Source organism: Croceibacterium aestuarii (assembly GCF_030657335.1).
In the GTDB taxonomy this organism is placed as follows: domain Bacteria; phylum Pseudomonadota; class Alphaproteobacteria; order Sphingomonadales; family Sphingomonadaceae; genus Croceibacterium_B; species Croceibacterium_B aestuarii.
In genome coordinates, this window is the sequence record NZ_CP131039.1 from 1,523,733 (window position 1) to 1,538,926 (window position 15,194).

10 protein-coding genes are annotated in these 15,194 nt (G+C 66.9%); 4 read left to right on the forward strand and 6 right to left on the reverse strand.

Features of this window, described 5'->3' with window-relative positions; translation table 11 throughout:
• On the reverse strand, positions 1 to 1,125 hold the full coding sequence (locus tag Q7I88_RS07355; RefSeq protein ID WP_305098391.1) for a fumarylacetoacetate hydrolase family protein: 1,125 nt from the start codon (positions 1,123 to 1,125) through the stop codon (positions 1 to 3).
• 92 nt (positions 1,126 to 1,217) lie between these two features.
• Between Q7I88_RS07355 and Q7I88_RS07360 the strand changes: the two genes are divergently transcribed.
• Positions 1,218 to 2,882 carry a glycoside hydrolase family 43 protein gene (locus Q7I88_RS07360; protein WP_305098392.1) on the forward strand — a complete coding sequence of 555 codons (1,665 nt, stop codon included), beginning with the start codon at positions 1,218 to 1,220 and terminating at the stop codon, positions 2,880 to 2,882.
• On the opposite strand, the gene Q7I88_RS07365 is transcribed toward Q7I88_RS07360, so the two are convergent.
• From Q7I88_RS07365 to Q7I88_RS07375, 3 genes are all read right to left on the reverse strand, one after another.
• The gene (locus Q7I88_RS07365; RefSeq protein WP_305098393.1) at positions 2,879 to 3,874 is read right to left on the reverse strand and encodes a glycoside hydrolase family 5 protein; all 996 of its coding nucleotides are present in this window, start codon (positions 3,872 to 3,874) and stop codon (positions 2,879 to 2,881) included. The two genes, Q7I88_RS07360 and Q7I88_RS07365, sit on opposite strands and share 4 nt — an antisense overlap.
• Positions 3,875 to 3,974: 100 nt before the next feature.
• Complete coding sequence (locus Q7I88_RS07370) at positions 3,975 to 5,471, reverse strand: carboxylesterase/lipase family protein (RefSeq protein ID WP_305098394.1); 1,497 nt, start codon at positions 5,469 to 5,471, stop codon at positions 3,975 to 3,977.
• Positions 5,462 to 7,966, reverse strand: a complete 2,505-nt coding sequence (locus Q7I88_RS07375) for a glycoside hydrolase family 3 protein (RefSeq protein ID WP_305098395.1) — start codon at positions 7,964 to 7,966, stop codon at positions 5,462 to 5,464. The genes Q7I88_RS07370 and Q7I88_RS07375 overlap by 10 nt, the downstream gene beginning before the upstream one ends.
• A 100-nt stretch (positions 7,967 to 8,066) precedes the next feature.
• Here Q7I88_RS07375 and Q7I88_RS07380 point away from each other — a divergent pair, with 100 nt between their 5' ends.
• Complete coding sequence (locus Q7I88_RS07380) at positions 8,067 to 9,410, forward strand: glycoside hydrolase 5 family protein (protein ID WP_305098396.1); 1,344 nt, start codon at positions 8,067 to 8,069, stop codon at positions 9,408 to 9,410.
• A 42-nt stretch (positions 9,411 to 9,452) separates the two neighbouring features.
• Positions 9,453 to 11,030: an MFS transporter gene (locus Q7I88_RS07385; protein ID WP_305098397.1), complete on the forward strand. Its 1,578-nt coding sequence runs from the start codon at positions 9,453 to 9,455 to the stop codon at positions 11,028 to 11,030.
• Here the strand turns inward: Q7I88_RS07385 and Q7I88_RS07390 are convergent.
• Complete coding sequence (locus Q7I88_RS07390; protein WP_305098398.1) at positions 11,027 to 12,394, reverse strand: mannitol dehydrogenase family protein; 1,368 nt, start codon at positions 12,392 to 12,394, stop codon at positions 11,027 to 11,029. The two genes, Q7I88_RS07385 and Q7I88_RS07390, sit on opposite strands and share 4 nt — an antisense overlap.
• A gap of 118 nt (positions 12,395 to 12,512) precedes the next feature.
• Positions 12,513 to 13,907, reverse strand: a complete 1,395-nt coding sequence (uxaC, locus tag Q7I88_RS07395) for a glucuronate isomerase (protein ID WP_305098574.1) — start codon at positions 13,905 to 13,907, stop codon at positions 12,513 to 12,515.
• A 77-nt stretch (positions 13,908 to 13,984) separates the two neighbouring features.
• On the opposite strand from uxaC, the gene manD reads away from it, so the two are divergent.
• Entirely contained in the window at positions 13,985 to 15,193 is a 1,209-nt protein-coding gene (gene manD / locus Q7I88_RS07400; protein ID WP_305098399.1) for a D-mannonate dehydratase ManD, read from the forward strand.
• The last annotated feature ends 1 nt before the right edge of the window (position 15,194 follow it).

Sequence of the window (15,194 nt, forward strand, 5' to 3'; positions counted from 1 at the left end):
CTAAATCCTGTCTATGAGCCCGCGCGAGGCGAGATTGCGCACGAATGCGCCAATGCCGAGTTCCCACGGCGGCGCATCGCGCGAGGTGGTTACGGTGTTGGTCAGCCTGCCGATCCGCTGCGACGATATCGTCACGCGGTCGCCAAGCTTGTGGGTGAAACCGCCGCCCGGCGTGTCGCGGTCCTGCGTGGGCGCGAACAGCGTGCCGCAGAAGAGCACGAAGCCGTCGGGGTAATGGTGCTCCGAAAGCGTCTGCGCGACCAGGTCGAGCGGGTCGCGGCTGATTTCGCCCATCACGTTGGTGCCTTCGAGCCGGTAGCCTTCCGGCCCCTCGATGAGCAGGTCGACGTTGGCCTGCCGGACATCGTCGATACCGAAGCCGTCGTCGAAGAGGCGGATGAACGGGCCGATCGCGCAGCTCGCGGTATTGTCCTTGGCCTTGGACAGCAACAATGCCGAGCGGCCCTCGAAGTCGCGCAGGTTGACGTCGTTACCGAGCGTGGCCCCGACGACGTCTCCTTGCCGGTCCACGACAAGTACGACTTCGGGCTCCGGATTGTTCCAGGCGGAATCCGAGCGAACCCCGATCTCGGCGCCAGCTCCCACGGTCGAGAGGACCGGCGACTTGGAAAAGACTTCGGCGTCGGGCCCGACGGCCACTTCGAGGTACTGCGACCACATGCCTTCGTCGATGAGAGCCTGCTTGAGTTCGGCCGCATCGGCGCTGCCCGGGACGACCGAGCGGATGCCCGCGCCGACCTTGTCTTCGAGCATCCGGCGGATCTCGGCCGCTTTCGCCGCATCCCCGCGGGCGCGCTCCTCGATCACCCGCTCGATCGCCGAAAGGGCGAAGGTCACGCCGCAGGCCTTCACGCACTGCAGGTCGATCGGCGAGAGCAGGCTCCACCCCTCTGGCAATCCGCCGTCGACCGGGCCGAGCTCGCGCCCGCCGTCGAACTGGCGCCGCTCGACGGCCCCGGCGACACTGGCTACTGTTTCGGTAAGGTCGAAAATTCGCCCCTCGCGAACGGCGATCACGCAGGGTCCTTCGGGCGAAAGGGCGCGCCCGATGAAACGACCGGACGCATAGTCCGGCGGCAGGATTTCCTGCAGCGCTTGACCCATTTGTGCTTCTTGCCCTCTCCTGTGATAGCGCTACCATAAGGACGAGAATGGACGAGGGCAAGGGCGTTCGTTCGCCCTGGGGAGGATTTCAGATGCGTGAAAACTGGGTCGTTGCAACGGGCGCCTTGGCCCTTCTTGCCGCGCCGGCGGCGGCAAACCCCGTGGCCAGCTTCTCGAGCATCAATTACCGCGCCGAGGGGCCCCGAACAGCTCCTGCCGAGCGTTATCGCAACCCCGTCCTCCCGGGCTTTCATCCCGATCCGTCGACGGTGCGGGTTGGCGACGACTTCTACCTCGTGACGAGCACCTTCGGCTGGTTTCCGGGCATCCCGGTATTCCACAGCCGCGATCTGGTGAACTGGGAACTGATCGGCCACGCGATCGACCGGCCGGGCATGCTCGATCTGACGGGAATGCACGCCGTCTCCGACGGGGTCTACGCGCCGGCGATTAGCTGGCACGACGGCACGTTCTATATCTTCAACACCTGCGTGCGCTGCGGGGGCAACTACTACGTCACGGCCCGGGACCCGGCCGGGCCGTGGTCGGATCCCGTGTGGGTACCGTTCGCCGGAATCGATCCCTCGCTGTTCTTCGACGACGACGGCAAGGTCTGGGTGATCAACAACGACCTGCCAGAAGGCGGCGAGACCTATCCCGGCCACCGCGCGCTGTGGGTGCAGCAGATCGACCTCGACCGGGGCCGGATGTTCGGCCCGCGCACGATGGTGGTAGATGGCGGGGTCGATCCGGCGGCCAAGCCGGTCTGGGCCGAGGGGCCGCACATCTTCAAGAAGGACGGCTGGTACTACATCAACGCCGCCGAGGGCGGCACGGCGGAAAATCACTCGCAGACCATCTGGCGCTCGCGAAGCGTGACTGGGCCTTACGTGCCCGGCCCGAACAACCCCACGCTGACCCAGCGCGACCTCCCGGCGGATCGGCCCAACCGCGTCGAGGCCACCGGTCATGCCGACCTGTTCGAACTCGCCGACGGATCGTGGTGGGCGACCTTCCTCGCCACCCGCCCGTTCGCCGGGCAATCGACGCTGCTCGGGCGCGAGACCTACCTGCTACCGGTGACGTGGCGCGACGGGTGGCCGACGATCCTTCCTCCCGGCGAGCCGGTGCCGGCCGTCGCTGACCGGCCCGATTTGCCGGCGGGCAAGGAAGCCAACTGGCGCAGCTGGCACGCGGATTTCCGTGGCCCGCGCCTGTCCCCGGAGTGGATACAGCTTCGCAATCCAGCGGACGTGCAATGGTACGCGCTCGATCGGGAACGCGGCGCGCTGCAGATCGTCGCCGGGAGCGACGCCGCGAGTACGCTGGCCAAGCCGCATTTTCTCGGGCGCCGGATGCGCGACCCGGTCGCGCAGTGGACCGCCCGCTTCGCGTTCGCGCCCGAGGCGCAGGGCGACTTTGCCGGATTGATGGCCTTCGCCAGCGAGGAGCATTTCTTCATGGCCGGAATCGAAGGCGGCAAGCGCGGCGCATACCTTGCCGTGCGATATCGCAACGGCTCCGGCGATCCGGCGAACGGCGCGCTGGTCGCTCGCGCACCGCTGCCCGATGCCTCCGAAGCAGTCGAACTCAGGCTGGCCATCGATCGCGGCACGGCAGATGTCTCATGGCGCCGCGCAGGAGGCACGACCTGGCAGCGTCTGGCGAGCGACGTCGACGTCGAGGGCCTAGCCTCGATCCACACGGGCCTTTTCACCGGCGTGACGGTCGGTCCCTACGTCTATTCGGCGCGCTAAGGCTGCTCGGGCAATCCGAAGGCGGCCAGCATGCCGGGAATCCACTTGCCCGCTTCGTGGTCGTAAAACGGGAAGGTGTTGGTGTAAGCCCAGGCGCAGATGCCGATTCCGGTCGGGGCAAAGGCCTCGCGCACTGCGCGATGGTACGCCGCTCGCTCCGGGGGCGCGATGTATCCTTCGTAGGCGCCGGTCTCGCCCATGAAGGGCACCTTGCCCGTGCGCTCGACATAGGCGCGAATCTTGGCGACATCGCGCACCAGCCGCGCAGCATCATCCTCCGTGCCGTAAGAGCGGCCGATGGCGGGCGGCGGGTCGCCTGCCCAGGTCGCACCCTGATGGGTGAAATCGAACGGCTCGTAATAATGAAAGGTGGGATAGACGTTGGGATCGTCGGGGAGCTTCAGCGTCGCCAGCGAATCGATTCCCGACCAGAACTCGCCGCCAATGATCACCGGGCGGTCGGGATTGGTCGCGCGGATTTCCGCCAACGCCGGATTGAGCGTCGCCAGCAGGTTGGCGTTGGTCAGCTTGTTGTGTGGTTCGTTCTCGATCTCGAACCACAGGCGATCGGTCGGGCGGTCGGCGAAATGCCCGGCCACTTGCCGCCAGATCGCTGCGAGCTTGGCGGAGTTTGCCGCCGGGTCGTCGTCGAGCGCGTCGAAGTGGTGGTCGTTGAGGATCACGTTGAGGCCCGCGCCGAGCGCCTGGTCGACCGCCTTGTCGACCTGCGCCATCCACTTCTTTTCGATGGTGTAGCCCGGCTCTGCGCCGGTCTTGTCCGACCAGCGCACGGGCAACCGGATCGTCTCGAACCCGGCGCGGGCAATTCGCGCGAAATCCTCCGCGCCGGCGTTGCTGACGCCGCTCTTGCCCACCTCGGAAACTTCGAAGCTGTTGCCCATATTGATGCATCTGCCCACCGGCAGGCTGTCGCCGGCAGAAGCGGGGGCGGCGAAGGCCAGCGAAGTGGCGAGCGCTATTAGATACTTCATGTCTCTCTCCGGTTGTTCCCATGGCGTCCGGCCCTCTGCGCCATGGCCGGGGCGGACGGCAGGCTGGCGAGCATGCAGAGCAGCAAGGCCAGCCGCCGCATCAGAACGCCTCGCTGAAGGTGCAGGTCTCGGCGCGCGGCTTGCCCGGCGCCATGGCCGTGGCGGATTGGCCGAATTCGATCTGGCGCGGCTTGGCGGGCGTCCAGCGTTCCCACTTGGGCCGCACGGCGGAAATTGCGGTCTTGCCGTTGGGGTCGCCGCTGACCGCCAGCGCCGCCCAGTAATCCTGCATGGGCACGCCGCCGCCGACCGGCTTGCGCTCGAACACCCAGCCGATTTCGAAGGCATGGCTGGTCAGGCCGCCGTCCGGGCCGACATCGAACTGGTAGCGCCACGTCGGCCAGCCGTTGCTTGCCAGCAGGTCCGCAAGGTGGTCGGTCGGGCAATGAAACAGCGCATCGGAGATGATACGCGTGGCGATTTTACCGCGCCGCGGGTCGGCCTGTTCTGCCTTGAATACCGCCAGCGCCGCAGCGCCTTGCCCGCCAAACATCGCCTGCGCGTAAGGCTTCAGGTTGGCTTCGTCGAACTGCTCGTTGGCAAACTCCACCTTGTTGGTGCCGAGGATTACCGGCTTCGGCTTGTTGGCGGCGATCAGCTTGTCGGGCGTGGCGGGCAGCACCTTGCCATCGACGGTGGTGTGCAGGAAGATCATCCCGTTGCCGTGGGGCGGCTCCTCCAGCTGGTCCTCGATGGCGTAAAGCGCGATCGGCGATAGAGCGCGCATTTTCGCGAGGTCGTTACCGGTGCCGGCCTTTGCGGCGAACTGCTCGCCCAGCGCTTCGCCTTCGGCCAGGGTGCGAAAGGGGAGGCCGAAGCCGGGCGTGCCGCTTTCCATGATCGCCTCGTCGAACAAGCCCTGCGCGGCCGGCGCGGCGAGCAGCAACGAGACGTCCTGCGACCCGGCGCTCTCGCCGAAGATCGTCACGTTGTCCGGGTCGCCGCCGAATTTCGCGATGTTGTCGTGGACCCATTGCAGCGCGGCGATCTGGTCCATCAACCCGTAGTTGCCGCTCGACCCGCCCTGCTCTGCGGAGAGCGCGGGGTGCGACAGCCAGCCGAGCACGCCGAGCCGATATTGCACGCCGACCGCGACCACGCCCTGCGCGGTCAGGTCGGAATCCGCCGGACCCCCGCTCGCACCGGCGCGGTTCGAGCCGCCGTGGATCCAGACCATCACCGGGCGCTTGCCACTAAGGCCCGGCGTCTTGACGTCGAGCGTCAGGCAATCCTCGCTCGCGTGGAGCCACTGCGCGCGGTTCCACTCGGAGCTTTCGAGGTGCTGCAGGCAAGCCGGCCCGACGTCCATCGCCGCGCGAATCCCGTCCCACGGCACGACTGGCTGCGGCGGCTTCCAGCGCAGATCGCCGGTGGGCGCGGCAGCAAAGGGAATCCCGCGAAACACCAGCGCATCGCCTGTGACTTCTCCGCGCACCCGGCCACCCCCGACCGTCACGACAGGGTCGGCCGGGGCCTGCGCCGCGAGCGGGCATGCGAGCGCGAGTAACGCTGCGGCAGTGAGGCGCCTCAATTGCACGGCAGGACCTTCTCCGCGTCGGTCCCGAGCCGCACCTCGGCGAGCGCATAGTCTGCCGGACCGGTGGTCTCGAGAATGAACGGCGCGGTGACCTTGCTCATATCGGCGCCCTTCGATGCCAGGCACTTGAGCGGGATCCCGTAACGAACGAACGTACCGCTGGCGGGCAGCGTGACCGGTTCGCGCGAGCCGCATCCCGATCCCTCGCAGCGCAGCGCGACCGCCGCCCTCGCGGGCGCCTTGTTCACTTTTACCGTGAACAGCACCATCACGTCGGCATTGGTCTCGCGGCCGAGGTCGAGCGGATCGTGGCTGGACACCGCCAGTGCGGCGCCGCCGTCCTTGACCTCGATCCGGCGCGCGCCTTCCTGCACCGCGGCATCGGTCGCGGTGATGTGCGCCCGTCCACCGATGGCATCCGCCGGGACCGTGGTGATGCGCTTTTCCTCGGCGCGGTCGATGTTGCCGAGCACCAACGACCAGCTTGCGGTTGGAACGCCCCTGGCGAAATAGATCCGCGCGTCGCCAGCTTTGCTGTCGGCGATTTCGGGCAGCGGCTTCCACGCCGCGCGCGGCGCAGCATAAGTCAGGCCGTAGCCGAAGGGAAAGAGTGCGCCATCGGCCATCGCCGGGGTCTTCGGCCAGGCTGCGGGGAGCTTGCCGGTGAAGTCGAACCGGGTCTTGCCCGCGGCATCGCCGATCAGCACGTCGGCCAGGCCTTTGCCGCCTTCGCTTCCGGGAAGCCACGCCACCACGAAGGCATCGGCGGCGTTGAGCGCCGGGTTCACGTAGAGCGGACGGCCGGTGATCATCACCGCGACGACCGGAATGCCCTGCGCCCTGAGCTTCTTCATGGTGGCGTAGGGACCGGTGAGGTCGGCATCGAGTGCCAGCGTCGCGCGGTCGCCCTGGAACTCGGCATAGGGCTTCTCGCCGAAGACCACCACGGCCGCATCGGGCTTCTCGGAGAAGCTGCCATCGGGCGAGAGCGTCGCGCTGCCGCCGCCGGCCTCAGCGGCCTGCTTGAGGCCGGCCCATAGCGAGGTCGAGCCCGGGAACATCGCGTTGGTCAGACCTGTACCCTGCCACGAGATGGTCCACCCGCCCGAAGCGCGGGCGACGTCGTCCGCTCCTTCGCCGGCGACGAGCAGGCGCGCACCTGCCTTGAGCGGCAGCACGCCCTGGTTCTTGAGCAGGACGAGCGACTTGCGCACCGCCTCGCGGGCGAGTTCGCGGTGTTGGGGAGAGCCGAGCACTTTCCAATCGCCGGCGAGCGGGCGGCTGGAGGGCTTGCCCGCCTCGAACACCCCGAGCCGGAACTTGACGCGCAGAATGCGCGAGACGGCATCGTCGATCCGCTGCATCGGGATTTCGCCCGCCTTGGCGCGTCTGAGCAGGTCTTCGTAGATCGCCTTCCAGCTGTCGGGCGCCATGTACATGTCGAGCCCGGCGAGCAGCGCCTGCGGGCACGCGCTGTTGGTGCAGCCCTCGACCTGGCCGTGCGCGTTCCAGTCGGAGACGACGAAACCGCCGAAACCCATCCGGTCCTTGAGCACGTCGGTGATCAGCGACTTGTTGCCGGTCAGCTTCTTGCCTTGCCAGCTCGAGAAGCTGACCATGACCGTGGCGACGCCGTTTTCGATCGCCGGGCCGTAGGGCAGGCCGTGAATGTCGCGCAGATCCTCTTCGGAAATCTGCGCATCGCCCTGGTCGACGCCGTCCTTGGTGCCGCCGTCGGCCAGGAAGTGCTTGGTCGAGGCGATGACCTTGTCGCGCGCCAGCAGGTTGGCCTGGTCGGGCGGCCCCTGCAGCCCGCGGACCATCGCCCCGACATAGGATGCGACGAGCTTGGGATCCGAGGAGTAGCCCTCATAGGCGCGGCCCCAGCGGTAGTCCTGCGGCACGGTGACCGTTGGCGCGAAGGTCCATTCCTGCCCGGTCACGCGCACTTCCTGTGCCGTTGCAGCGCCGATCCGTTCGATCAGGGCGGGATCGTGGGCGGCGCCGAGGCCAATGTTGTGCGGGAAAACCGTAGCGCCGATGATGTTGGCGTGGCCGTGAACCGCGTCGATCCCCCAGATGACGGGGATGCCTGCGCCCCCGTCGCGCTTGTCGACCGAGGCGAGGTAGAACGCGTCCGCCGCCTTGAGCCAGTCGGGCGCCGGCGCGAAATCGTTGCCGTTCGGGCCGCTGTTGCCGCCGACGAGGATCGAGCCGAGGTTGTACTCGCGCACCTCCTCGGGGGTGACGCAGCACAGGTCGGCCTGGATCAGCTGGCCGATCTTGTCCTCCAGCGTCATCGTCTTGAGCAGGTCGGCGATCTTCGCCTCGACCGCCGGATCGACGGGCACGGGATACTCGTACTTGGGCCAGATTTCGGGGTGGGCGACGGCATCGCCTTGCGCCGAAGCGGTATCGCCGGGCAAGGCATCCTGCGAACAGGCGTTGAGCAACAGCGCGGCACCGACCAGCGCGAATCGCAGCGGACGTTTCAAGACAGCTTCTCCCCTCATGCCGCGCCATCCGTCCACCGGAATTGTCGCAACCAGAAACCTATGGTAGCGCTATCATTGCTTGTTGGGAAGAGGGTGCGAAATGGTAGAGCTAACATTCCCGATTTGCGGCCGCCGCACGGCCCTGGCCGGCCTCGCGGCGGCGGGTCTGGCTGGGTGCAGCGGCGCGCGCGGCGTCCTGGCGCCCCCCAAGCGCTTCGTTGCGACAAGGGGCATGCGCTTCGTGCGGGGCGGCGGGTGGTATCGCTACACCGGCGCCAACGCCTGGTACCTTGCCTGGCTTGGCAGCGACACGAAATACGGCGATCGGGCGCGGCTGAGGCGCGAACTCGACCGCCTGCAGTCGATCGGCGTCGGCAACGTGCGCCTGCTCGCGGGAGCCGAGGAGAGCCCGGTAAAGAACAGCATCAAGCCCGGCTTCGAAACGCAGGACGGCACGCTCAACCGGTCTCTTCTGACCGGTCTCGACGTGGCCATGGCCGAACTCGGCAAGCGCGGAATGACCGCGGTGCTCTATCTCACCAACAACTGGGAATGGTCGGGCGGCATGATGAGCCGGCTCTATTGGGAAACCGGCCGGTACAAGGACATGAACGATCCGGCCGATCCCTGGCCCGCGTTCCCCGACGCCGCCAGTGCGTTCTATGCCAATCGGGACGCGGTTGAGCGCTTCTTTCGCTCGGTGCGCATGCTTGTCGGGCGGACCAACACCGTAACCGGAACGGCCTACAAGGACGATCCCGCGTTGATGGCCTGGCAGCTCGCCAACGAACCGCGTCCGGGCGTATCGCCGGAGGTCATGCAGGCGATCCTCCCTGACTACTACAGGTGGATCGACGACAGCGCTGCGCTGATTCGCTCGCTCGACCCGAACCATCTCGTCTCGCTCGGTATGGAAGGCACGATTGCTACCGATGGGGACGTCGAGATCGTCGCCCGCGCCCACCGCAACATCGATTACCTGACCGCGCATATCTGGCCGCTCAACTGGGGCTGGGTCGATGGCAAGGATCTCGCCGGCACCTGGGCTGCCGGTGCGGCCAAGGTGAGGGATTACATCGATAGGCACGTCAAGCTCGCCGCAACGCTGGGCAAGCCGCTGGTGTTCGAGGAATTTGGCTTTCCGCGCGACGGCGAACTCTACGATCCTGCGGCGACGACCCAGTTTCGCCAACGCTTCTACCGGATGATCTACGCCGCCGCAGAAGCCAGTCGCGCCGCCGGGGGGCCGGTGCAGGGCACAAATTTCTGGGCCTGGAACGGCGAAGCGCGAGCGCAACACCCGGATCACCGCTTTCGGGACGGCGAGACCCAGTACATGGGCGACCCGCCGCACGAGCCGCAGGGGTGGTACGGAAATTTCGACAGCGACGACGCGGTGATTGCGATTGTGCGACAGCACGCACAGACCTTTGCCACCGCCTGACGGGGATGGCTGCGCGCATTCGAGGGGAGGGACTGCATCTTGGTGACGGCTCTCAGCGATCGCCGGGCGGCGGGCGTGTTCGTCCTCGGAGTCATCGCCGTAACCGCCGGCGTGCTGATGCATCTGCCGATGTTCCTCGTGGCTCGCGACATGGGCTACCGGCTCAACGGTATGGGGATGGGCCCGGAGATGGTCTGGGGCATGGTCTTGATCGTCGCGGGGGTCGCCGTCGCCGCTTACGGCTTGCTGCCCAGGAATGTCGCAGCCCAGGTTGCCGCCTCGCGCACAATCGTCGTCTCCCCGCCCGAAGACGCGCCGCTGTCGGCAGCGCACTGGCGGCTGATGCTGGTGCTGGTGCTCGCACTGGTCATCGATGTGATGAAACCGTCGAGTCTGGGTTTCACGATCCCCGGCATGATCGACGAGTACCGGCTCGGCAGACAGGTCGTCTCGCTCGTCCCGCTGTTCGCGCTCCTCGGCACCGCGACGGGATCGGTCCTGTGGGGGATGATTGCAGACGTTTACGGGCGCAAGGCTTCGATCCTGCTTTCGGCGGTCGTGTTCGTGGGCACCTCGATCTGCGGGGCGATGCCCTCGCTGGCCTGGAACGTCGGGATGTGTTTCCTGATGGGGTTGGGGGCGGGCGGTATGCTTCCCGTCACCTATGCCTTGCTCGCCGAGATGATGCCGTCGAAACACCGCGGCTGGAGCCTGGTCCTCGTCGGCGGACTTGGCTCGGTGGGTGGATACTTCGCTGCAAGCGGACTCGCGGCCACGCTGGTTCCGGCGTACAGTTGGCGCGTCTTGTGGCTGGTCAATCTGCCGACAGGCCTTGCCCTGGTCGCACTCGGCGGGCTGATTCCCGAATCCGCCAAATTCCTTCTCGCCCGGGGCCGCAACCGCGAAGCGCAGCGGATTATGGCGACGTTCGGCTCGGAGGCGCGTACGCCCGGCGAGGCCGTGAAAGCGCAGACTGTCCGGGGCGGATCCGACCCGCTGACCGGGTTCGCCCTGTTCGCCAAGCTCTTCGCTCTCAGCATGGCGGCCGCGTGCTACGGTCTCATCAATTTCGGGCTGCTGCTCTGGCTTCCCGCCGATCTGCTTGCCAAGGGCTATAGCATCGAGTTGTCGAGCCGCCTGCTGGCCGAATCCGCGTTGATCGCCTTGCCGACCATTCTGTTCGCCGCCTGGGGCTATAGCCGGTGGAGTTCCAAGCGGTCGGTCCTTGTCGCGCTGGCGGTGACCATTGTCGGCCTTCTGCTCGTGCTGCGGCTGGAGATCGCGGGGCGAGGGAGCCCGGTCATCCCGGTCGCCTTGCTGATCATCGGCACCAACGCGCTGATCGCCATGCTGCTACCCTATGCTGCCGAGAGCTTTCCGTTTCGAATTCGCGGCCGGGCGACCGGAGTTGTGGCCGCTTGCAGCAAGGGGGGCGGGGTGCTCGCGCAAGTCTTTGCGGTCCTCGCGTTGGTACCGGCGATGGGGGCCGTTTCGCTGGCCCTGCTGATACCCGCGGTGACGGCGCTCGTTCTCGTCACCCTGTTTGGCCGGGAAATCCGCGGCCGCGACCTGCGCGACCTCGACGTTGACGGTCACACGTTCCACGCGGCCGGCATCTAGGCGAGCTTTCGGGTCAGCTCGGCGAGCGTCGCCTCGCCGGCGCGCCAGCTATCCGCAAACAGACCGCCCGGACCGAACAGCGCCGCGGCGATTCCCGAGCGTCCGGCTGTTCGCCACAGCTCCGCGAGGTGCGCGGCCATGGGGTCGTCGACCGCCCCGCGGTCGCCGCGGACATAGCGCATCCAGGACGCCAGCGCCTCCAGCAGCGCGGGACAGCGCTCGCCGCGCGCGTCATGCGCGCGAAGGGTCTCGAGCCAACGCTGCGGGATCTTCTCGCTGCCGTCGGCCGCGATCTGGGCGAGGCGGTGCTCGAGCGCGGGGTTGGCGAAGCGAGCGATCAGGTCGGCGGCGTAGCGGCGAAGGTCCTGTCCCTCGGCGGGGACGAAACTCGTGGCCGCTTCCTCGAGCATGAGCCGTTCGACCAGTGCGCGAAGCTCCTCGTCGGCAATCGCCTGGTCGACGAACCCGTGACCCCGCTCGAGCCCGAGATAGGCCATGGCGGAATGGGCGCCGTTGAGCATTCTGAGCTTGGCGGTTTCGTACGGCGCGACATCGCCGACCAGCCGCGCACCATGCCTGTCCCATCCGGGGCGCGGCCCGGCGAAGCGATTCTCGATGATCCACTGGCTGAACGGCTCGGTGAAGACCGCGCCTTCGTCTCGAACGCCGAGCCGACCTTCGAGCGCGGCCAGGTCGGCTTCGGTCGCCGCCGGGACGATCCGGTCGACCATCGAGTTCGGACAGGCGCATTCGCCATCGAACCAGCGGACCGTGTCGGGGGCATGCGCGGCGAGCCATTCGGCCAGCAGCCGGGCAAGGACCTCGCCGTTGCGCGGAAGGTTATCGCACGAAAGCAAAGTCAGGCCGGGAAGGTTCCTACGCATCCGTTGGCGCAGGCACTCGGCCAGGTGCGGATAGAAGCTTCTCCCTGCAAGCTCGAGATCGAGCGAGCCGTCGGGCCTGCGGGCGTAACCCTTTTCGGTGACGGTGAAGCTGACGATCCGCGTCGAGGGCGCGGTGAGGGCGATTGCCAGCCTTTCCGGGCTCCGGTCCGCCACGATCGCTTCGCGTAGCGCACCGACGACCCGCGTCGCCTCGCCGGCCGCGCCCCGCTCGGTCAGCGTGTAGAGCCCGCCTTGCGGATCCAGCCGGCGCGCCACCGCGTCCGATCGCAGGGAAGCGCCGGCAATCGCCCAATCGCGCTCGCCGCCGCTCATTGCGAGGTCCGTGTACCACGCCTGGTGCGCGCGGTGGAACGCGCCGAGGCCGAAGTGGACGATCCCGACCTTTTGCTCGTCGCGGTCGTAATCGAAACGGGCGACGTCGGGCGGAAGCAGGTTCAGGATCGCAGGCGAGAGCCTCACCGCCCCGCCTCGTCACCGTGAAATCGCTTCAGGGTCCATTTTTCGGTCCGCGCCGTCTGTGCAGGCGGCTTGATCGATCGCGGATCACGTTCGGGATGACGACCTTTGGAATGGTGCTTCACAACCGGTAGGCCGCTTTCGCCAGATCGTAAGACAGCGCGCGCGCGACCTCGTGCGCTTCGTCGAGTTCGAGCCGATGCTCGGCGACCAGCTCGGCGAGAAAGCCGCAGTCGATGCGCCGCGCGACGTCGTGCCGCGCCGGGATCGACAGGAAGGCGCGGGTGTCGTCGTTGAACCCGACTGTGTTGTAGAAGCCGGCGGTCTCCGTGGTCATGCGGCGGAAGCGGCGCATGCCCTCGGGGCTGTCGTGGAACCACCAGGCCGGGCCGAGCCTGAGGCAGGGATAGTGCCCGGCGAGCGGGGCCAGTTCGCGGGAATAGGCGCTCTCGTCGAGGGTGAAGAGGATCAGCGTGAAATCGCGCTCGTTGCCGAACCGGTCGAGCAGCGGCTTGAGCGCCGCAACATAGTCGGTGCGGGTGGGAATGTCGGCGCCCTTGTCGCGCCCGTGAACGGCAAACAGTTTGGCGTTGTGGTTGCGAAAGCTGCCGGGATGAATCTGCATCACCAGGCCGTCATCCTGGCTCATTGCCGCCATCTCGGTAAGCATCTGAGCCCGAAACAGTTCGGCGTCCCCTTCGGAGAAATCGCCGGCGACAATCTTCCCGAACAAGGCCTCCGCCTCGGCGGACGAAAGGTCGGCGGTGCGTGCGGTAGGATGGCCGTGGTCGGAAGAAGTGGCGCCCATTGCGGCGAAGAAGGCACGCCGCTTGCGGTGCGCCGAAAGGTAGCCGCGCCAGTCGTGGCAATTCTCGCCGGTCAGCACGGAGAGAGCCGACAAGTTGGCCGCGAAGCCTTCGAACTCGGGATCGACCACCGGGTCGGGGCGGTAAGCGGTTACGACCCTACCTCGCCAGCCGCTCTCGCGGATCGAGCGATGCTGGTCGAGGGTATCCAGGGGGCTCTCGGTCGTGGCGATAACTTCGATACCGAAGCGCTCGAACAGGGCGCGGGGACGAAATGCATCGCTCTCCAGCGCCTCGGTGATGCGATCGTAATAGAGGTCCGCCGTTTCGCCTTCGAGCCGCACGTCCAGTCCGAAAACCTCGGCGAAGACCCAATCGAGCCACAGCCGCGACGGGGTGCCGCGAAACAGCGCGTAGTTCTCCGCCAGGATGCGCCAGGCCTCGCGCGGGTCGGCGGGCGCGCCGATGCCAAGCTGTTCGAGCCGCACGCCCTGCGAATACAACATGCGCAGCAGGTAATGGTCGGGCTGCAGCAACAGCTGCGCCGCGTTGCCGAACGGCGCGTTCGTTGCAAACCACGCAGGGTCGGTGTGTCCGTGCGGGCTTATGATGGGCAAGCCGCACACCTCGTCATAGATCTCGCGCGCGATTCTCCTCACGCCGGGGTCGGCAGGAAACAGCCGGTCTGCGTGAAGTTTCAAGCGTTGGATGGGCCCAATCTCCCGTGTTGACCTTTCGCCTGCCCCTAGCGCAATGGTAGCGCTAACGGGAGGGAGGGTTTTCGGCCATGAAGATAACTTCGGCAAGGGTCGTCGTGACGTGCCCTGGCCGCAACTTCGTCACTCTGGTCGTCGAAACCGACGCCGGGGTGACCGGGATCGGCGATGCCACGCTCAACGGCCGCGAGCTGGCGGTCGCCTCGTACCTCACCGACCACGTCATCCCCTGCCTGCTCGGCCGCGATCCGGCGCGCATCGAGGATATCTGGCAGTATCTCTATCGCGGCGCGTACTGGCGGCGCGGCCCGGTGACGATGAGCGCGATCGCCGCGGTCGACACCGCGCTGTGGGACATCAAGGGCAAGGTCGCCGGCCTGCCGCTTTACCAATTGCTGGGCGGGCGGAGCCGAGACGGGGTGCTGGTCTACGGCCATGCCAATGGGGCCAATCTCGAGGCCACGGTCGACGCGGTCGGGCGCTACATCGACATGGGCTACAAGGCGATCCGCGCGCAAAGCGGCATTCCCGGCATCGACAAGGCCTACGGGGTGGGGCGGGGTGAGATGCACTACGAGCCCGCCGATGCACGGCTGCCGACGGAAACCGTGTGGGACACTCCCAAATACCTGAACTTCGTGCCCCAGCTGTTCGAGAAGCTGCGCGATACCTATGGCTTCGAGCATCACCTGCTGCACGACGTCCATCACCGCCTCACGCCCAACGAGGCCGCGCAGCTCGGCAAGGCGCTCGAACCGTACAAGCTGTTCTGGATGGAAGATGCCACCCCGGCCGAGAACCAGGAGGCGTTTCGCCACATCCGCCGCCACACCACCACGCCGCTTGCGGTGGGCGAGGTGTTCAACACGATCTGGGACTGCAAGCAGCTGATCGAGGAGCAGCTGATCGACTACATCCGCTGCACCGTGGTCCATTCCGGGGGCATCACCCACTTGCGGCGCATCGCCGATCTTGCCGCGCTTTATCAGGTGCGCACCGGTAGCCACGGCGCGACCGATCTCAGCCCGGTGTGCCTGGGCGCAGCGCTGCATTTCGATACCTGGGTGCCCAACTTCGGAATTCAGGAATACATGCGCCACACCGAGGAGACCGACGCGGTCTTCCCGCACGACTACCGCTTCGAGGACGGTTTCCTGTTGTGCGGCGAGAGCCCGGGCCATGGCGTGACCTTGGACAGTGACCTCGCTGCAAAGTACCCTTACGATCCCGCCTGTCTGCCGGTAGCCCGGCTCGAGGACGGTACCATGTGGAATTGGTGAC